The 18,200-nt window shown below is 68.4% G+C and carries 13 protein-coding genes, 1 tRNA gene and 1 pseudogene; 2 read left to right on the top strand and 13 right to left on the bottom strand.

Annotation, left to right across the window (positions count from 1 at the left end; genetic code table 11):
- Positions 1-29: 29 nt before the first annotated feature.
- From ACOQPE_RS11470 to ACOQPE_RS11450, 5 genes and pseudogenes are all read right to left on the bottom strand, one after another.
- Positions 30-401 (bottom strand): annotated as a pseudogene (locus ACOQPE_RS11470) (DUF427 domain-containing protein).
- 105 nt (positions 402-506) lie between these two features.
- A complete protein-coding gene (locus ACOQPE_RS11465; protein WP_420609040.1) occupies positions 507-1,115 on the bottom strand; it encodes a DUF6642 family protein in 609 nt (202 codons plus the stop codon).
- A 14-nt stretch (positions 1,116-1,129) separates the two neighbouring features.
- A tRNA-Pro gene (locus ACOQPE_RS11460) sits at positions 1,130-1,207 on the bottom strand.
- A gap of 295 nt (positions 1,208-1,502) precedes the next feature.
- Positions 1,503-2,882 carry a ribosome biogenesis GTPase Der gene (gene der, locus ACOQPE_RS11455; RefSeq protein ID WP_420609039.1) on the bottom strand — a complete coding sequence of 460 codons (1,380 nt, stop codon included), beginning with the start codon at positions 2,880-2,882 and terminating at the stop codon, positions 1,503-1,505.
- Positions 2,879-4,567 (bottom strand): DUF512 domain-containing protein, encoded by a 1,689-nt coding sequence (locus ACOQPE_RS11450; RefSeq protein ID WP_420609038.1) that lies wholly within the window; start codon positions 4,565-4,567, stop codon positions 2,879-2,881. Before ACOQPE_RS11450 ends, der begins: the two co-directional genes overlap by 4 nt.
- A gap of 163 nt (positions 4,568-4,730) precedes the next feature.
- Here ACOQPE_RS11450 and ispH point away from each other — a divergent pair, with 163 nt between their 5' ends.
- A complete protein-coding gene (gene ispH / locus ACOQPE_RS11445; protein ID WP_420609037.1) occupies positions 4,731-5,774 on the top strand; it encodes a 4-hydroxy-3-methylbut-2-enyl diphosphate reductase in 1,044 nt (347 codons plus the stop codon).
- A 15-nt stretch (positions 5,775-5,789) separates the two neighbouring features.
- On the opposite strand, the gene ACOQPE_RS11440 is transcribed toward ispH, so the two are convergent.
- The 7 genes from ACOQPE_RS11440 to ACOQPE_RS11410 all read right to left on the bottom strand — a co-directional run bounded on the left by ACOQPE_RS11440 (position 5,790) and on the right by ACOQPE_RS11410 (position 16,171).
- Complete coding sequence (locus ACOQPE_RS11440; RefSeq protein WP_420609036.1) at positions 5,790-6,485, bottom strand: lysophospholipid acyltransferase family protein; 696 nt, start codon at positions 6,483-6,485, stop codon at positions 5,790-5,792.
- Positions 6,485-8,572, bottom strand: coding sequence for a 3-phosphoshikimate 1-carboxyvinyltransferase (gene aroA, locus ACOQPE_RS11435; RefSeq protein WP_420609035.1), 2,088 nt, complete (start codon positions 8,570-8,572; stop codon positions 6,485-6,487). Before aroA ends, ACOQPE_RS11440 begins: the two co-directional genes overlap by 1 nt.
- A complete protein-coding gene (locus tag ACOQPE_RS11430) occupies positions 8,569-9,711 on the bottom strand; it encodes a prephenate dehydrogenase/arogenate dehydrogenase family protein (RefSeq protein ID WP_420609034.1) in 1,143 nt (380 codons plus the stop codon). Before ACOQPE_RS11430 ends, aroA begins: the two co-directional genes overlap by 4 nt.
- A gap of 72 nt (positions 9,712-9,783) precedes the next feature.
- Positions 9,784-13,521: an indolepyruvate ferredoxin oxidoreductase family protein gene (locus ACOQPE_RS11425; protein ID WP_420609033.1), complete on the bottom strand. Its 3,738-nt coding sequence runs from the start codon at positions 13,519-13,521 to the stop codon at positions 9,784-9,786.
- 195 nt (positions 13,522-13,716) lie between these two features.
- Entirely contained in the window at positions 13,717-14,559 is an 843-nt protein-coding gene (locus ACOQPE_RS11420) for a pseudouridine synthase (RefSeq protein WP_419856117.1), read from the bottom strand.
- Between the two features lie 5 nt (positions 14,560-14,564).
- A complete protein-coding gene (scpB, locus tag ACOQPE_RS11415) occupies positions 14,565-15,368 on the bottom strand; it encodes an SMC-Scp complex subunit ScpB (protein ID WP_420609032.1) in 804 nt (267 codons plus the stop codon).
- Complete coding sequence (locus ACOQPE_RS11410) at positions 15,365-16,171, bottom strand: segregation and condensation protein A (RefSeq protein WP_420609031.1); 807 nt, start codon at positions 16,169-16,171, stop codon at positions 15,365-15,367. Before ACOQPE_RS11410 ends, scpB begins: the two co-directional genes overlap by 4 nt.
- An 86-nt stretch (positions 16,172-16,257) precedes the next feature.
- Here ACOQPE_RS11410 and trpS point away from each other — a divergent pair, with 86 nt between their 5' ends.
- The gene (gene trpS / locus ACOQPE_RS11405; RefSeq protein WP_420609030.1) at positions 16,258-17,259 is read left to right on the top strand and encodes a tryptophan--tRNA ligase; all 1,002 of its coding nucleotides are present in this window, start codon (positions 16,258-16,260) and stop codon (positions 17,257-17,259) included.
- A gap of 12 nt (positions 17,260-17,271) precedes the next feature.
- Here trpS and ACOQPE_RS11400 read toward each other — a convergent pair whose 3' ends face one another.
- Positions 17,272-18,198, bottom strand: coding sequence for a tyrosine recombinase (locus ACOQPE_RS11400; protein ID WP_420609029.1), 927 nt, complete (start codon positions 18,196-18,198; stop codon positions 17,272-17,274).
- Between the last annotated feature and the right edge of the window lie 2 nt (positions 18,199-18,200).

Below are 18,200 nucleotides of genomic sequence, written 5' to 3'. Positions count from 1 at the left end.
TCGAGCGCGGCCCGAACTGCACGCAGTGCTCAGGTGACGGTCTGATCTACCTCGTCACGCTCGGCATAGAAGCTCATCAGACCGGCGATCTCCGCCATCTCGGGGATCGGATCGGGGTACGACCACACGATGTCGTCGTAGCTCTGACCGTTGACTGCTACTGACCAGTAGCTGGCATCGCCCTTCCACGGTCAATGAGTCGACAGGACGGTCGGGTGGAGCAGTTCCATCTTCACGTCTGAGGGCGGCAGGTAGTGGCGGGGCGGCAGCCGTCCCTCGGTCAGCACTACCGCGGCGGTCGAATCGGCCACAACCACGCCATCCACCCGAACGGTGACCCGTCCTGACTCAGGCACGATCGCGATCTCGGGCTTGCGATGCTCAGTCGCTGTTTCGCTCATCTACGCTCCCCTTCGCCGACAGTGAGTCGCTGCAGGCCACATCATGGCACCACGCTCACTGACGGTGAGGCGTTCGCGGTCCTGGGCGCCCTGATCGAGCGCAGATCAGTTGATGATCTTGAGGCCGAGCAATTCGCACAGATAGGGATGCTGGCTGCGGATACGGTCCTCCACTGCGTCCATCCTCGAGTCGTCGTTCAGCGCCTGCAGCAGCAGAAGCTCGAATGCCGGGAGCTCCAAGCTGCCGCCGACCCGCTCGAGGAAGCCGATCACCGCGGCAGCTCCGGACCGCTCCTGGAATCGCCGCAGGGCCGCGTCGTCGGTGCCCATGATCTCGCACGAGCTGAAATAGATGATCCGTCCGCCAGCCCGTCCGTCGAGCACGTCGGCGAGCTCCTCCAGGGTCACCTTGGTGGAGCCGCTCAGCCAGAGCTCTCCAGGTTTGCCGTGAAATCCGAAGTGCCCGATCTGATAGTCGCGGTAGCGCTGCTGGGTCCATTTGCGGACGTAGTAGAAGAGCTCGGGCGCCGTGCCGATGTCGCGCCGGATGAACTTCAGGCCGCTGAGCTCACGGACGGTCTGCAGCAGCGTGGCCACGCCGAACTGCTGACGGAGATCTGCATCGGAGTCATCACCTTCAAATGCGAAGACTCCCGCGGCGAGCCGCCGCGACACCCTTCCGCCCGGAGCAACCGCTGGCACACCCTTTGCCATGACAAACCCCGCTGTGGTCGGGCTGAGAGGATTTGAACCTCCGACCCCTGGTCCCCCAGACCAGTGCGCTAACCAGACTGCGCCACAGCCCGTTCCGCAGGCACGATACCGGCTGGGTTGAATGGACAGTCCAACGTCGGGCCGCTCAGCTGATGACGCTCGCGAACCACTGGATGAGCCACACGACGCCTTCGACCGCACGCCAGCCCAAGTACACGGTCGCCATGACCACGACGAGCCAGAAGTGCCACGGTGCCCCCGTGCGCCCCTGCTGGGGCCGGTCGCCTTCGCTGCTCCTACGCCTGCCGGGATGACGAGGTCCGTCTGGGAGCGGGCGACGATTCTGTCGCTGGGCGGTCGAGGGCGCGCCGCGCCTGGACAGCGGCCTCATCGCCGGCGCACTCGCAGTTTGAGCGGCGTCTTCGCCAGGCCCAGCTCTTCGCGCAAGCGGCGCTCGAGGTAGCGCAGGTAGGTAGCTGGGAGCTCCCGGTTGGCGAACAGCGTGAACGTCGGCGGCTGTGTTGCGGCTTGGGTGGCGTAGAGCACCCGTGCTCCGCCAGGCGCCGGCTGCGCGGACTGCGCGAGCTGGACGATCTCGTTCACCTTGGCGGTCGGCGCCCTCGATTCGTATGCCTCCATCGCAGCGGAGACTGCGGGCACCAGCCGATGCACGCCCCGACCCGTCAGCGCGCTGATGCGCAACACGGGTGATTCGCCGACGAAGTGCAGGCGACGCGCCAGCTCTCCCAACACGCGTTCACGATGCTCGGAATCCAGCGTTTCCCACTTGTTGAGCAGCACCACGATCGGGCAGCCAGCGGCGTCGATGCGCTCGGCGAGACGCTGGTCCTGCGCCGTCACTCCTTCAGTGGCGTCGATGACCAGCAGCGACACGTCACAAGCATCGATGGCCCGCAGCGCCCGCAAGTTGGCGTAGTACTCGGTATCCGCGTCGACCCGGGCCTTGCGCCGCATGCCGGCGGTGTCCACGAATCGCACCGGGCCCGCCTCGGTCTCCACCAAGGTGTCGATGGTGTCGCGGGTCGTGCCGGGTCGGTCGTGCACCACCGACCGTTCGTCGCCGATGAGCCGGTTGAAGAGTGTCGACTTGCCGACGTTGGGCCGGCCCACGATGGCCACCCCGGGCACGGATTCCTCCTCGTGGATAGGGGTTTCGCTCTCGCTGAGGGACTCGTGATGGTCCGCGGTGCCCCCGTCGACGGCGTTCGTGACCGTCTCGGGGTTGTCGGCATGCTCGCCTGGGCTGATCTCAAGCAGGTCCAGCACCCGATCAAGCACGTCGCCGACGTTGCGGCCATGCAAGGCGGACACGGCCCAGGCCTCGCCGAGCCCCAAGCGGTTGAACTCCCACCGGCCATCGTCACGGGTGCCGCCGTCAGCCTTGTTGGCGACCACCAGCGTCGGCCGGCTGCTGCGCCGCAGCATGGCGGCGATCCGGGCGTCGGGCTCGGTGATGCCGACAGTCACGTCGACCACCAGCAGCAGTACGTCGGCATCGCCCATCGCTCGCTCGCTCTGCTCGGACACCTTGCCATCGAGCGTGTCGCCGTCTGCGGACCACCCGCCTGTGTCCACCACGATGAACCTGTGCCCGCGCCAAGCGGCCTCGGCTGCTTTGCGGTCGCGGGTGACGCCGGGCTCGGGCGCCACCACGGCCTCGCGACGTCCGACGAGCCGGTTGAACAGCGTGGACTTGCCGACATTCGGCCGTCCTACGATGCCGACCACGGGCAGACCGGCGCTCATCGCGAGACGCCTGCCGTGTGCGAAGCGGTGCCGTCGACCGAGGACGGGCCGCCTGCCGGCGCCGTGCCGCTTGGCGACGCAGTGTCGCTCGGCGGAGTCGCAGCGGGCTGTGCGCCGGCGGCTGCGTCGAGGAGCTCCCGCAGGGCGCTGCCGCTGGTGGGAATGATCTCGACGAGCCGGGGCAGCTCGGCGGGTGTCATGCCGTCGAGGAACTTCCCGCCCGACAGGCAGACGTCGGGCACCAGGTAACGATGCGCCGCCGGTTCGGCGGCCAACACGGCGGCGATGTCGACGCCGGCGAGCAAGCCGGTCACGCCGATGTTGCCGCCGAAGAACCGGTTGGGCACTTCGATGACCCGCGCCCGAGGTGCACTCCCCCTCCGTTCCGGTATGGCGTGGGCCTGCCACAGACTCACCAGCGGTGCCAGCACGGCAGCTCCGTAGGTGCCCGTCAGGATCCCGATGGGCTGGGCGGCGAGCTCGCTGTGAGTAGGGCCGATCGTTCGAGAAGAGCCACGACGGGGTGATCCCGGCAGTGTCACGGCCACCGGCATCGGCCCGAGACTGAGCGGCAACCCATCGACGTCGATCTCGCCGCTGCGGTTCGCGCCATGTCCGGGCGCCCGCACTGCGCGGTAGCCCTCCGCCGGCGCCCCGTCCACCCAGGAGAAGAATCCCGCGGCCGGCGCGCGCTGCCTGACGCCCCCGTCGGGCGTGCTCTCAGCGGCGGCCCAGAACTCCCGCTCGAACGCCCTCGCCATGCCGATGCCGTCCTCGTGCATCGGGAAGTCGCCGTAGGTCTCGGCCGCAGGAAAGGGTCGGTCTGCGAGCAAGTAATACTCATCCGCTGCGAACACCAGGCGGCGACCGAGCACGTCCACAAAACGCTGCTGCCACTCCTCGCAGGTGTCCACGACTGCCGCCGCTTCCGCAGCAGTGTGGGGACGCATGGCTGGCTCCCGCTGGTGCGCGCTGACTCCCAGCGGTACCACCGCCAACGTGGCCAGCAACGGGTAGCGGTCGAGCACGCCTGCCAGCGTGTCGGCCAGCACCTGCCCGTCGTTCACGCCCGGGCACACCACCACCTGTCCGTGGACCTCGATGCCGCCATCGAGCAATGCGCCCAGCCAGCGCAGGCTTATCGCGCCACGCGGATTGCGGAGCATCCGAGCCCGCACCGCGGGATCGGTGGCATGGATCGACACATACAGCGGTGACAAGCGCTCGTCCAGCACCCGTTCGAGATCCAGCTCGGTGAAACGGGTGAGCGTCGTGAAGTTGCCATACAGGAACGACAGCCGGTAGTCGTCGTCCTTGAGATAGAGGCTCCGGCGCAATCCCGGCGGCAACTGGTAGATGAAGCAGAACTCGCAGTGGTTGTCACAGGTCTGCACCCGGTCGAAGATTGCTGCGTTCACTTCGGCACCGAGCGGGACGCCGGCGTCCTTCGGAATGTCGATGGCGATCTCGCGCCCATCGCGCAGCACCGCGAGCGAAGGATCGGCCTCGTCCAGCAGCAGCTGCCAAGCGATCACGTCGGTCGGGCTGACACCGGAGATCGACACCACCTCGTCGCCGGGGGCCAGCCCGGCGGTCTCGGCCGCCGAACCGGGCTCCACCGCCACCACAACCGGCCGGTGGCCGGAGGGCGCGCGGACGGGCTCACGTCCTCGTTGCTCGGCCATCTATTCCCGCTCTTGTTCGCTGCGCTCACGGGCCGCTCGGGCCACGGCTTCGCCCTGTGCTTCCCGCTCTAGCTCGCTTCGCTCGCGGGCCGCTTGGGCCCGGGGGCTCAGCCTCATGGGGTTCAGGATAGGAACCTCGTGCTCGGTCGGTAGCGTCAGAGCCGTGGCTGTAGACCAGGTGCTCCTGGCAGCGCCTCGCGGCTTCTGCGCCGGCGTCGAGATGGCCATCAAGGCGCTCGCCTGGCTCGTTCGCTCGTTCCCGCCGCCGGTGTACTGCTACCACGAGATCGTCCACAACCGCCTCGTGGTGGATCGTTTCGAGCGACTCGGCGTGGTATTCGTCGACGACGTCGCCGAAGTGCCGCCCGGTCGGCCGCTCATGCTCTCAGCGCACGGCTCGGCCCCTGAGGTCGTCGCCGAGGCCCGACAGCGCGGCGGCTACGTGGTGGATGCCGTCTGCCCCTTGGTCACCAAGGTGCACCACGAGGTTCGCGTACGTGCCGGCAAGGGCTTCAGGGTGGTCTACGTGGGCCACGAAGGCCATGACGAGGCCGTCGGGACAATGGCGGTGGCACCCGGCGCCATTTCGCTAGTCTCCGAACCCGCCGATGTCGACTTGCTCGACGACTCCGACGCGCCTGTGGCTGTGCTGGCCCAGACCACGCTTAGCCACCGCGACTGGTCCGACGTTGCCAACGCCGCCAAGGCGCGCTTCGGCGACGTGTGGATGGCGGGGCGCTCGGACCTGTGCTTCGCCACCACCAATCGGCAGAGCGCGCTGGCCGAGATCGCTGCGGCCTGTGACGCCGTGGTCGTCATCGGCTCAGCGAACTCGTCGAACACCATGGCATTGGCCAAGGTGGCAGCAGAGTCCGGCTGCCAGCGCGTGCTGCGGGTGAACGCCGCCGCTGAGCTGCCTGATGACCTGCGCGGCACGGTGGGAGTCACGGCGGGGGCTTCCGCGCCGGAGGAGCTCGTGGACGCCGTGATCGCACGCCTAGGACCCGCTCAGGGGACCACTGAGGTCACCATCACCGACGAAGACGAGTACTTCCCCCCGCCGCGGGAGCTGCGCGATCTGCTCGACGCCATGCAGGCGGCCGTTCATGCCAGCCTCGCTGTGCCTCCGGGAGCGCGACTGGGTGCGGCAGACAGGACGACAGCGGCGAGCGGTGTTCTCGCCGGACTCGTCGCCACGGAGCACTGAAGCGACGCAGAGTTCTCAGCGCACGTTGGGGGTGCCGACGTCGGCTTGGGCTTGGTCGAAGAGCTCCTGGATGCGCTCGCGCAGTTCCTCGGTGAGCTCACGCACCGCCCGCCGTGATGTGCGGCCGCTCGGTCCGAGCGGCGGCGGGTCCATCGGCTGTCCGATGATGAACTTGATGCGCCGCGGGTACATGAGCCTGGCGCCGCGGGGCATGGCTGCGGCGGTTCCGCCGATGCCGACGGGCACGATCGGGACCTGCGCGCGCGCTGCCAGGTACACCGGGCCATCCATGAGCGGCAGCACACGCGGGCCGTCCTTGCGCTCGCCCTCGCCGAACATCACCACCGGGCCGTCGCCGTGGGTCAGGGCATCCAGCGCCGTGCGCAACGCTGCCCGATCAGGCGCGTCGCGGTTCACCGGGAAACAGCCGATCGTCGTGAACAGCCAGCCCGGAAAGCGGTACTTCCACATCGAGTCCTTGCCCATGACGCGCATCCGGGCAGGAATCGCAGCGTGTATCGGCGTGTCGATGTAGCTGCGATGGTTGGGCACCCAGACGCACGGGCCATCGGGCAGATTTGTGAGCCCATCGACCGAGATACGGTTCCACGCCCGGAAGACACCCCAGATCGCGTACTTCATGATCCTGTAGACGGCCATGTTGAGCGGCCCGTCACGCAGATCGGTCTCGGGCCCGTCCGGTCCGCTCATCAGCCTTCGACTGGACTCGGGCGCAGGGGGCCCTGGGGCTCGGTCGCACGGCGGTACAACTCGGCGATCGTCGCGACGGCCTCATCCTGAGACAACTTGCTCGTGTCGACAATGACCGCTCGGGGTGCCACGCGCAGCGGCGAATCGGCCCTGCCAGAGTCGAGCCGATCCCGCTCGCTCAGCTCCGCAGCCAGCGCAGCGATCGCTCCGTCGTCGTGACTCGCATCATCCACCCCGCCCGCCGAGGCGGCTTGCTGGGCGAGGCGACGGCGGGCCCGCTCCGCCGGCGCAGCGGTGAGAAACACCTTCACGACAGCGTCAGGAAACACCACGCTGCCGATGTCGCGGCCTTCCATCACTCCCCCGCCCACGCGGTTCGCCCAGTCACGCTGTCGCCGGGTCAGCACCCAGCGCACCTGCGGGTTGGCCGCCACCGCGCTGACGCTGCGATCCACCTCGGCACTGCGGATCGCCGCTGTGGCATCGGCACCGTCGACGGTCACGTGCTGGGCGCCGCTCTCGCTGGAGATGTCGATGTCTGCGTTGCGTGCAATGCTCGCCACTGCCGCGAGATCGCCGAGATCCACGCCGGTTTGCAACGCCGCCCACGCCACCGCTCGGTACATCGCGCCGGTGTCGAGGTAGTCCATGTTGAGCTCGCCGGCCACTGCTCGCGCCACGCTGGACTTGCCGGAGGCTGCCGGTCCGTCGATCGCGATCACCAGCACATCCGGCTCCGCGACTGGCTCCGGCGAAGCTCTGAGGGTCTCGAGCACGTCGTAGAAGTCGGGGAAAGTCTTGGCGACGCAGTCGGGATCGTCGATGTCGATCCCGGCCACGCGCAGACCCATCAGCGACATCGCCATCGCCATGCGGTGATCGCCGTGGCAGTCCACCAAGCCGGCCCGGAGCCCGAAGGGATTCGCGCGCACGGTGATGCCGTCGGGTTCGGCCACGGCGTCGACGCCGCGTTTGGCGAGCTCGGTCGCCGTGTTGCCGATGCGGTCGGTCTCCTTGCGTCGAATGAAGCCGATGCCGCCGATGGAGGTGGTGCCTTCGGCGAACGCAGCCACCGCCGCCAGCGTCTGTGCGGTGTCGGAGAAGTCGCGCAAGTCGAACGAGCCCGCCTGCAGCGTTCCACCCCTCGGCGCACCGACAGCAATGGCGTCGGCGCTGACGGTGACGTCCGCTCCCATCTCGCCGAGCACCTCCGCGAAGCGCACGTCGCCCTGGATGCTGTGGCTGCCGAGCCCCTCGACACTCACCTTGCCACCGCACATCGCAGCCGCGGCCCAGACATAGCTCGCAGCAGAGGCATCGGGCTCGATCACGTAATCGGCGGCCTGATAGTGGCCCTCGGTCACCACGAAGCGGTCGGCACTCGGGACGGTCACGATGGCACCGAAGGCCTCCATGACCGCCACCGTCATGTCGATGTACGGCCGGCTGACGGCGTCGAATTCGGAATCGATCTCCACATGAATGCCGCCACGCAGGGGGCCGGCAAGCAGCAGGCCGCTCGCATACTGGCTGGAAGCGTCGGCCCGGATTCGGATATGGCGCAGGACCGCAGTCGCATCTTCGACGGGCGCCGACGACACCTGGATCGGCAGGCAGCCGTGCTCGCCAAGCTCGCGCACTTTGGCACCGAGCGAGCGCTGCGCCGCCAGCAGGTCATCCTGGGGGCGCGCCCGCAGCTGAGGGTCGCCGTCAAGCAGCCAGCGGCCGCCAAGCGCCGCGACGACCGGCAGGATGAAGCGGGCCGTCGTTCCCGATGACCGCGCATGCACCATCGTCGGCTCGCCGGCGGCGTCGTGAGATCTCGAACGCCGACCGCTGATGCCGTCGATCACGAGCTGGCGTTTGCCACGGTTGACCCGCACCACCGCACCGAGAGCGGTGACCGCCTCGATCATTGCGTCGGTGTCGTCTGCAAACAGCACTCCGTCGAGCGTGCTGCGTCCGGTGGCCAGGGCCGCGCACAGCACTGCCCTGTTCGTGATGCTCTTGGAACCCGGCAACAGCGCCGTGCCAGACGCCCCGTTGGTGAACGGGTCGACGACCCCGATGACCCGCCCCGTGCTCATGCCAGATCGCGTGTGGTGGGGTGGTAGCCCTGCCCGGCCAGGGCCGCGAGAAAGCGCTGGGCCTCGGTGCGTGCCACCACGAGCACGAGCACACCCTCGGCGCCCTCGGGTGAGTGGGCCACCTCGATGTCGGCCACGTTCACATCGCAATCCGCCGCGAGCATGGTGATGGCCGCGATCTGACCCTTGCGATCCGGGATCGGTACGCGCACCTCCAGCAGCTCCTGCGGCCGCACATAGCGCGACGGAAGGTTGGTGCGGGCGCGCCGCGCCTGGGTGAGCACGGCGCGCAAGCCGTCGCGGTCCGCTCCCGCCACTACCTCGCGCATCTGCATCAGCCGCTCGGACAGCTCGTCGAGCACGTTCACGATGGCATCACGGTTCTCGCCGCAAATGTCCAGCCAGATGCCCGGGTGGCCTGCAGCGATCCGGGTCATATCCCGGAAACCGCCGGCCGCCAGGCGCAGCAGCGGCGCATCGTCGTCGGCTCGGTCGTCTGCCAGGCACATCAGCGATGCTGCTGCCAGGTGCGGCACATGGCTGACCACTGCAACAAGGGCATCGTGCCGTTCGGGGGTCATCGTCACCACATCGGATCCGAGTCCCGCGAGCACTGCCCGCGCTGAGCGCAGGGAGCTGTCGTCGGTGGTCTCATTCGGCGTCAGGGCCCACACCGCCCCGGCAAACATGTCGGGGTTCGCGCCTTCGATGCCGTCTTGTTCTGAACCGGCCATCGGATGGCCCGGCACGAAGCGCGGATCGGCGATCGCCCGGGCGACGGGAGTCTTGACGCTTCCAGTGTCGGTCACCACGGCACCCGCAGCAGCGGTGTCGGCCAGCGCGATCGCAACCTGGTCGGCCAGCAGCGCGGCAGGCACCGCCACCACGCAGAACGTTGCCTCCGGGTCGGTGCCGACGGCATCGAGACAGCCGAGCTCGAGTGCGCGTTGCGCGTGATCGCCGACGGCGTCGCGTCCCGTCACATGCCATCCCGATTTGCGCAGCGCCGCTGCGACGGATCCACCGATCAGACCCGTGCCCACAACTTGGGCGCGGCCCGCAGGCTCGTCGGCGCGCTGTGGCGCCGCTGCGCCGGCAGGCGACAGCGACTGCGTTGTCTCGACGGAACTCGAGGCCACGGAACGAAGGGTACCGATGGCTCTGATCGTCGCCGGTTTGGGCCGGCGAGACTCCTGATCAGCCCCAGCGGCTCAGCCTGGTGTCGCGAGCCCCGCGACGTGAGTCGCCAACTCCGAACGGAATGTCTCCACGGTGGCCATCTTGACATCCTCATAGCCGCGGACCAGCTCAGCCAACCCGGCGATGGCAACGGCCTGTTCATACAACATGCGCGAGCTCGTCAGGCTTCCCGTGCTGAGGCCATTTGCTTCCCGCTCTTGTTCGCTTCGCTCACGGGCCGCTCGGGCCACGGTTTCGCCTGCCGGCTCAGCCTCCCCTCTCGCTGCGCCTGCATCCTGCTCCAGAGCTTCGAGCGCAGCGTCGAGTGCCGCCCGGTACTCGCCGGGCAGTTCCCGCTCGGTTCGGCGGACCTCGGTACGGCCGAACGGATCGCACCATCGACCCCGGAGGCGCTTGCCTCGCGCCAGCAGCGCGAATACAGGCCGCCACGCCGTCGAGAACCGGATCTTGCCCGTGCGCCCGAGGGCACGCAGCAGCGGCGGGTGCAGGCTCCATGACACCGTGCCGCCGACGGACGCAGCCAAGTCCCGCGCCGCGGCATTCGCCTCAGGATCGGACATAAGCCGGGCCACCTCGTACTCGTCCTTGTAGGCCATCAGCTTGAAGTGCCCTGCCGCAGCGGCTGCTGTCAGCCGGCCAGAGCCGTCCCCAGCGGCCTGATCTGCGCTCGCCACGCGTGCGACTGCGTCCAGGAACTTCGCTGCCAGCTCGTCCGACTGGTATGCACACAGCTCGGCTGCGTACCGGTGCAGTGCCGCACGCAGCGCATGGAGGTCGCCCGCTGATGCTCCACAGGCCAGCCCATCGATCAGTTCGTCGATGCGGGCAGCCAGCCGCTCGGGCACTGTGATGTCAGGACCGGTATCTGTGGCGATGCTGACGTCGGGACCTGCGGCGCTGGCCGTGCCGCGCGCGGCGGCCGCGGTCACCATGGCCGGATCGCAGATCATCGTCCGGCCCCAGCGGAATGCGGCGAGGTTCTGGTCGACAGCGACGCCGTTCAACTCGATGGCTGCCTCCACGCTCGCCGGCGTGATGGGCAGCGCGCCTGCCTGGACGGCCATGCCCACCACGAACACATTCGCTGTTACTGCAGAGCCGCAGAGTGCCGTCACCAGCGAAGCGACATCGGCCCAGTGCTGCCGGCCGTCGACGGTGACCGCAGCCACCCGCTCAAGCAGCTCAGACGTCGCAGGCATGTCGATGCTCGGATCGGCCACCATGGCACCGGTCGGCGTCGGCGATGTCGAACCGACAACCATCGTCCGGGTCGGGTCGGCGACATCGAGTCCCGCTGCCGATGCCGCTACGAGCAGATCGAAGGCCACGATCACATCGGCTTGGCCGCTGCCGAGGCGCGCCGTGGCCGGCCCGCCGATCCGCTTCAGCCGCAGATCGCCCACCACCGTGCCCGCCTTCTGCGACAGCCCGATCTGGTCGAGACCTCGCACCTCGAAGCCGTCGAACATCGCCGCCGTGCCAAGCACCTGGTTGACCGTCACCACGCCGGTGCCGCCGATCCCGCACATGCGCACCGACACCTCATCGGGACCGACGAGCGGTACCGGATCGGGCAGCTCATCGGGCGGTTCGGGTCGAGTGCCGTCGCCGGAGCCATCGCTGCCGCCTGCCGGTTGCTTGCGCTGCAACGGTGCCAGCATCTCGCGCACCGCAGTGCGGAATGGTCCCGGCTCCGTCACCGTCATAAACGACGGGCAATCGCCGTCGAGGCACGAGTAGTCGAGGTTGCACGACGTCTGATCGATGCGGGTCTTGCGCCCGAAGAAGGTGTCAACGGGCTGTACCGACAGGCAGTTGCTCTTGGCGCCGCAGTCGCCGCAGCCTTCACAGATTCGCTCGTTGATCAACACTCGCTTGGGCGGCGTGGACTGTGTGCCGCGCTTGCGGGCCCGTCGCGCCTCGGCCGCGCACTGCTGATCGTGGATGAGCACCGTGACGCCATCGATGCCGGCGAGCAGCTCCTGGGCCTCGGTCAAGCGATCGCGATGCCACACCTCGACACCGGCAGGCAGGGCACGGCCGCGATAGCCAGCGGGATCGTCCGTGGTGATGAGCACCCTGGCCACACCTCCCGCCAACAGCCCGGCTGCCACGTCGGGCACCTCCAGCTGCCCAGCGGGATCCTGCCCACCTGTCATCGCGACAGCCCGGTTCCACAGCAGCTTGTAGGTGATATTGGTGCCAGAGGCCACCGCGCCGGCAATCGCCAGCTGGCCGCTGTGAAAATAGGTGCCGTCTCCCAAGTTCTGGAAGATGTGCTGTGTCTCGACGAAGGGCGACATGCCGATCCACTGCGTGCCCTCCTGACCCATGCACGTCAGGCTCACAATGTCGCCGACCCGCTCCGGATCCATGAACAGCGCCATCGTGTGACAGCCGATCCCGGCGCCCACGACGGCGCCGTCAGGTACCTCGGTGGACCGGTTGTGCGGACAACCCGAGCAGAAGTACGGCGAGCGGCTCTGCCCGGGAGCCAGTGCCACTTCGATGCGCACGCGCTCCGGCTGGCGCTGCACCAGCCGGTCACCGATGCGAGCCTCCAACCTCCCGCGCAGCGGCTCAATCAGCTCATCGGCTGTCAGCGCTCCGTACGAGCTGAGCAGAATCTGATCGCGCTCATCGGTCTTGCCGACGATGCGGGGATGGTGCGATTGGTTGTAGAGGGCGTCTTTGAGCAACGACTCGATATTGGGACTCTTCTCTTCGATCAGGAAGATCTCCGTAACCCCGCGGGCGAAGTGCCGGGCCCGATCGGGGCTGAACGGGATCGGCATGCCCATGCGCACGAGCCGGACACCTGCGTCCCGGACCGATTCATCGCTGCCGAGGCCCAGCCGTCGCAGTGCCTCGCGAACCTCGCGGTAGGTGATGCCTGAGGCCACGATCGCAATCCAGGCGTCCGGCGGATCGACAGTGGCGTCGTTCAAGCGATTGGCAGCTGCGTACGCGATGGCGAGCTCGTAGCGGACCTCGACGATCTCGCGCTCGATGTCGACCGTGTGGGGCGTGAGGAGGTAGCCGTCGGGCCGGTGGCGGTACGGTTCGCCGTCGACGAGCGGGATGACCGGATCGAACCGGTCAGGATCCAGCAGGACCGTCGCAGCGCCGTCCGCCACATCGGCCACGATCTTGAGGCCCGTCCACAGCCCCGTCGTCCGGGACATGGCGATGGCATGGCGACCGAGTTCGAGCGCCTCGGCGGGCGTGCCCGGGTACAGCACTGGGATGTGCAAGTCGGCCATTGACCCAGCCGAGCTCGACGGGATCGTGGAGCTCTTGGCAGCGGGGTCGTCGCCCGCAATGGCCACCGCGCCACCGCGAGGATCAGTGCCTGCGAAAACCGCATGGCGCAGCGCATCCGTCGCGCGGTCGACACCGGGCGCCTTGCCGTACCACAACCCGACGACGCCGTCGTAGGTCGCATCGGGGCGGGTCGTGGCCAGCTGGCTGCCCATGACGGCCGTCGCGGCTTGATCTTCGTTGACAGCCGATGAATGGACGATCGGCAGATCCGTGGCGCTGCGGGCAGCTTCGACTGCGGCGTCGTAGCCACCGAGGGGCGAGCCCGGATAGCCCGACACGAACGCCGCAGTTCGCAGGCCCGCGCGCCGGTCGGCCCGCAGCTGTTCGATCGGCAGGCGAGCCAGGGCTTGCAGCCCGGTCATGAACGTGGTGCCGCTGTCGTCGGTGTAGCGCCCCGACAGCCGGTACGTCTCAGCGAGGCTCATCTGCGTGCTCCTGTGTGCTGGTATCGGTTCGGGTCGGGCATGCCAAGGCTCGTCCGTGTGTCACTCCCATTGTGGTCGGTGCCTGTGACATGGCGAGTACGTCGAACAGCACTCCTCGCCGCCTACGAAGCAGCGCACTGCTGCGCCACAGCGCTCGCGTCGTTGCCGAACTGCTCGCGTCGTTGGCGGTCAGCGTCAATCGCTGCGCCGCTTCGCGGCGCGGTGCAGCTCACGGACTTCATCGGCAGACAGCATCCGGTGCTCGCCGGGGCGCAGTCCGGGGTCGGTGAGCGGCCCGATGCGCGTGCGCACCAGCCGTACGACCGGATGTCCTACGGCTTCGCACATCCTGCGGATCTGGCGGTTGCGGCCTTCGTGTATCACGATGCGCAGCACCGACGCCTGGGGCATCGACACGGCAGCAGGCGCGGTGGGCCCATCGTCGAGCTCGACACCTGTGCGCAACTGCGCCAGCGCCCCGCGTGCCGGCACCCCATCCACATGGGCGAGATACTCCTTGGGCACTCCCCACGACGGATGCGTCAGCCGGTGAGTCAGCTCGCCGTCGTTGGTGACGATGATCAGCCCTTCGGAGTCGGCGTCCAACCGCCCGATCGGATACACGCGAGCTGCAGCAGGCACCAGATCGGTCACGCAGCGCCTGCCCCGGTCGTCCGATGCCGCACTGAGCACGCCGCGCGGTTTGTTCACCAGGTAGTGGACCATCGCTGCATCCCACGTGACGACGGCACCGTCGACCTCGATCCGATCTGCCGGGTCCGCACGGTCTCCGACCCGGGCAACTGTGCCGTTGACCGTGACGCGTCCCGAAGCGATCAGATCCTCGCACTTGCGGCGGCTGGCAACGCCGGCACGGGCCATGACCTTGTGCAGCCGCTCAGCGCTGTCCTGTTCGCCGTCGGGCGACACCGCTTCACGGTCATCCGGCATGCTGCGGCCCAGACCTCCCTGGGCACTGTCCTGTTCGCCGTCGGGCGAGGCTGCGTCGCCGTGGTCCGGCGCGCCCGCGGGTGTCACGACGGCTAGCCGTGCTGGGGCACTGCGAGGCGGTCCATGGCTTCGACCGCTTCAGGGTCCACGCGCAGCTCCGCCAACGACGGCAGGTCGTCGAGACTGTCGAGGCTCAGCCGTTCGAGGAAGGTTGCCGTCGTTCCGAGCAGAGCGGCATTGCCCGGACCCGGATCGCGCGCGACCTCGGCGATGTAGCCCTGATCTGCAAGCGTGCGAACAACGCCGTCGGCATTGACGCCCCGGATGGCGCTGATCTGCGCACGTGAGATCGGCTGCTTGTACGCGACCACCGCCAAGGTCTCCATCGCCGCCGCGGACAGGCGGGCTGACCGGCGACTCCCCACGAAGCGCTCCACGTATTCCGCGACCGCTGCGGCTGTCTGAAGTTGGTAGCCGCCAGCCACCTGCATCAGAGCGAAGCCCCGATCGGCTCTCGCGTACTCCCGGGCGAGCTCGTTGCAGATCGCCGCGACGGTTGCCGTGGGTGCGCCAGTGACCATGGCCAGCACATCGACCGGCACCGGCTCGGTCGCCACCATCAGTACCGCCTCGACGGCCGCGTACAGCTCATGATCATCGACCGATCGCGACGCGCCGAGCCCTTGTTCGTCGGCGCCAGCTTCCGCTGCAAAGTCAGCGAGGCCATTCGCCGTCTCCGATGCGCCGTTGACGGTGCCGCCGTCGGCGGGAATCGACGGATGGGCCGGCGGGCGGGTCGGGGGTGCAGCGGGCGTGTCCTGCGGCGCATCAAGCGGTTCAGCCACCGTGCGGCCCTCATCGCTGACCAGTCTCAGGCCGCGCGCGGTACCGCTCACGCAGCGTCTTCCCCGTAACCGCCGGCCGCCGCCGGCAGGGCTGCCCCGTCGCCGATCCACTCCACACCGATGTCGCCGAAGCGTTCGGCCTGGGTCAGCTCGACAAGGCCCGATCCGAACAGCTCGAGCACCGCCAAGAAGTACACGACCACCACGATGCGCTCGGTGATGTCGCAGGTGAGCTCCCGGAAGGTCGCTGGGCCCGCCGATGCGAGCTGCTCGACGATCTTCGCCGCCGCCTCGTCCACCGTGATGCCGGCGGCCCTCAGGTGACTGACGTCGACCCGCGGCACGGGCCGCGGCGCAAGCGCCCGTTCCATCGCCGCGGCCAAATCATCTCGAGATGCTCCCGCGAGCAGATCCGGCGCAAAGACCAAGAAGCGCTCGGGGGGACCCGCGGTGCGGGGCCATTGCAGTGCCGCGGCGTCCCAGCGCTCACGAAGCAGCCTTGCGGCTGCGCCGAACGTGCGCCCCTCGACCAGACGTGCCAGTGCGGCATCGCGCAGGCCGTAGGCCGCCAGTTCCTCCTCCAGATCCAATTCGACCGGCGGGGCCGGCAGCAGCCGGCGGGATTTCAGCTCGATCAACGTCGCTGCCAGCAGCGCGAATTCGCTGGCAGCGTCAATGTCGATCCTGCCTTCGGAAGCAGCGTGGCTCACATCCACAGCAGCCATGACGGCGACGAAGTCGTCGACCAGGCGCGTCAACGACACGTCCCAGATGTCCACCTCCTGGGAGACGACCAGCTTCACCAGCACGTCGAGCGGGCCCGCGAAGGCCTCCGTGCGAACCTCGTGGGCCACGCGGCCCGAAGGTACCGCGGCATTCCTGTGCGGCCCGGGATATTTGCAGGGCTCTCGCGGACACCGTTCCGGTACCGTCAGGCGCCATGACACGAGTGCTCTCGGGCATCCAGCCCACCGGCGACGTACACCTCGGCAACTATCTCGGGGCACTGCGGCAGTGGGCGATCGACCAGCACGATGCCGACGCCTTCTACTGCGCCGTCGACCTGCATGCGGTCACCGTCCAGCAGGATCCGGCCCAGCTGCGCGAAGCCACCCTGGGCACGATGGCCACGCTGATCTCGGTTGGCCTCGATCCCGAGGTCTGCACGCTCTTCGTGCAGAGCCACGTGCCCCAGCACACGGAGCTGTCCTGGCTGCTGGAGTGCACAGTGTCGCTCGGCGAGCTGCGCCGCATGACCCAGTTCAAGGACAAGTCGGCACGTTCGGAGGGGGGCGAGATGGGCGGCGACCACGTCTCGGCCGGCCTCTTCACGTATCCGGCGTTGATGGCAGCCGACATCTTGATCTACGACGCCGATCGAGTGCCGGTCGGCGACGACCAGCGCCAGCACCTCGAGCTGACACGTGATGTGGCGCAGCGGTTCAACTCCCGTTACGGCAACACGTTCGTCATCCCTGAGGCTGCCATCCCCACGGTCGGCGCCCGCGTCATGGACCTGCAGAACCCCACGTCGAAGATGTCCAAGTCGGCCGAGAGCCCCCAAGGCTCGATAGGCATCTTCGATGATCATGCCGACATTGCACGCAAGTTCGCCCGCGCAGTGACCGACTCCGAGTCTGAGGTGCGTTACGACCCCGACACGAAGCCGGGCGTTTCGAACCTGCTGTCGATCCTGGGTGCCGCAACTGGCCGGAGCCCTGCGGACTCTGCGGCGGGCTACAGCCAGTACGGGGCTCTCAAAACCGATACAGCGGACGCGGTCATCGCGATGCTCGTGCCCATCGCTGCGAAGAAGGCCGAACTCGACGCAGATCCCGCTGAACTCGCCCGCATCATCGCCGCCGGCGCCGACAAAGCCGAGGCCGTGGCATCTGGCACCTTGGCCCGCGCCAAAGAGGCGATGGGCTTCCTTCCCAAGTAACTGGGTCGGCGGCTAGAAGCGGGCGCGGGGGTGGGCTTGGCGGTAGACCTCGGTCAGCCGTTCTTGTGACACTGCGGTGTAGCGCTGGGTGCTCGAGATCGACGCGTGACCCAGCAGTTCCTGCACGCTGCGGATGTCGGCACCGCCGTCGAGCATGTGGGTAGCGCAGGAATGGCGCAGGACATGGGTCGTGAGCTCATCGGGCCCGAGTCCGACGCGGTCGCCGTGGCGGCGCACGATCAGCCAGACGCCCTGACGGGTGATGCGGCGGCCCCGGGCATTCAGGAACAGCGCGGCGGCATCGTCTCTCGACCACCACGAAGCAGGCTCCAGCGCCTCCCGCCCGGCGCCGCTCAGCCAATCGCCCACGGCATCGGCGGCGTGGCGCCCCACCGGCACGACGCGCTCCTTGCTTCCCTTGCCCCACACGCGCATGAGCCGCTCGTCGAGGTCGACGTCGCCCAGCGAGAGCGCCACCAGCTCGCTGGCGCGCAGGCCCATGCCATAGAGCACTTCGAGCATTGCCCGGTCTCGCCGCACCAGCGGGCTGTCTCCCACGGGGGATGCCAGGAGCTGCTCGACCTGATCGCGCCGTAATGCCCGCGGCAGCCCGGCCGGCGCCCGGGGCATGTCGAGCGCACCGGCGGGATCGGTCGAAGCCAGATCCTCGGCCACCAGGAACCGGTAGAGGCCACGAAGGCTGACCGCAGCGCGGGCGGCAGTGGAAGCTGCCCGACCGAGATCGTCGCGCAAGTGCGCCAGGTAGGCCGCAATGTCAGCGGAGCTCGCACCCAGCAGATCGGTGCCTCGTGCCTCGAGCCATGCCGCAAACCCGCCGAGGTCGGCCCGGTACGACGCCACGGTGCGCGGCGCTCGGCCTCGCTCGTTCGACAGCCAGCCCAGGTAGTCCTCGGCTTCGACCGCCAGCGCAGCGGACATCG

Origin of the sequence: Candidatus Poriferisodalis sp., assembly GCF_965219595.1 — a bacterium.
Classification (GTDB): domain Bacteria; phylum Actinomycetota; class Acidimicrobiia; order Acidimicrobiales; family Poriferisodalaceae; genus Poriferisodalis.
Note: the sequence above shows the minus strand (reverse complement) of the source record. Positions and strands in the feature narration are given on the sequence as shown.

What these genes read in the sequence shown, in the direction of transcription:
- ACOQPE_RS11465 (WP_420609040.1), bottom strand. Translation starts at nt 1,115, where the DNA reads ATGGCAAAGGGTGTGCCAGCGGTTGCTCCGGGCGGAAGGGTGTCGCGG.
- der (WP_420609039.1), bottom strand. Translation starts at nt 2,882, where the DNA reads ATGAGCGCCGGTCTGCCCGTGGTCGGCATCGTAGGACGGCCGAATGTC.
- ACOQPE_RS11450 (WP_420609038.1), bottom strand. Translation starts at nt 4,567, where the DNA reads ATGGCCGAGCAACGAGGACGTGAGCCCGTCCGCGCGCCCTCCGGCCAC.
- ACOQPE_RS11440 (WP_420609036.1), bottom strand. Translation starts at nt 6,485, where the DNA reads ATGAGCGGACCGGACGGGCCCGAGACCGATCTGCGTGACGGGCCGCTC.
- aroA (WP_420609035.1), bottom strand. Translation starts at nt 8,572, where the DNA reads ATGAGCACGGGGCGGGTCATCGGGGTCGTCGACCCGTTCACCAACGGG.
- ACOQPE_RS11425 (WP_420609033.1), bottom strand. Translation starts at nt 13,521, where the DNA reads ATGAGCCTCGCTGAGACGTACCGGCTGTCGGGGCGCTACACCGACGAC.
- trpS (WP_420609030.1), top strand. Translation starts at nt 16,258, where the DNA reads ATGACACGAGTGCTCTCGGGCATCCAGCCCACCGGCGACGTACACCTC.
- ACOQPE_RS11400 (WP_420609029.1), bottom strand. Translation starts at nt 18,198, where the DNA reads ATGTCCGCTGCGCTGGCGGTCGAAGCCGAGGACTACCTGGGCTGGCTG.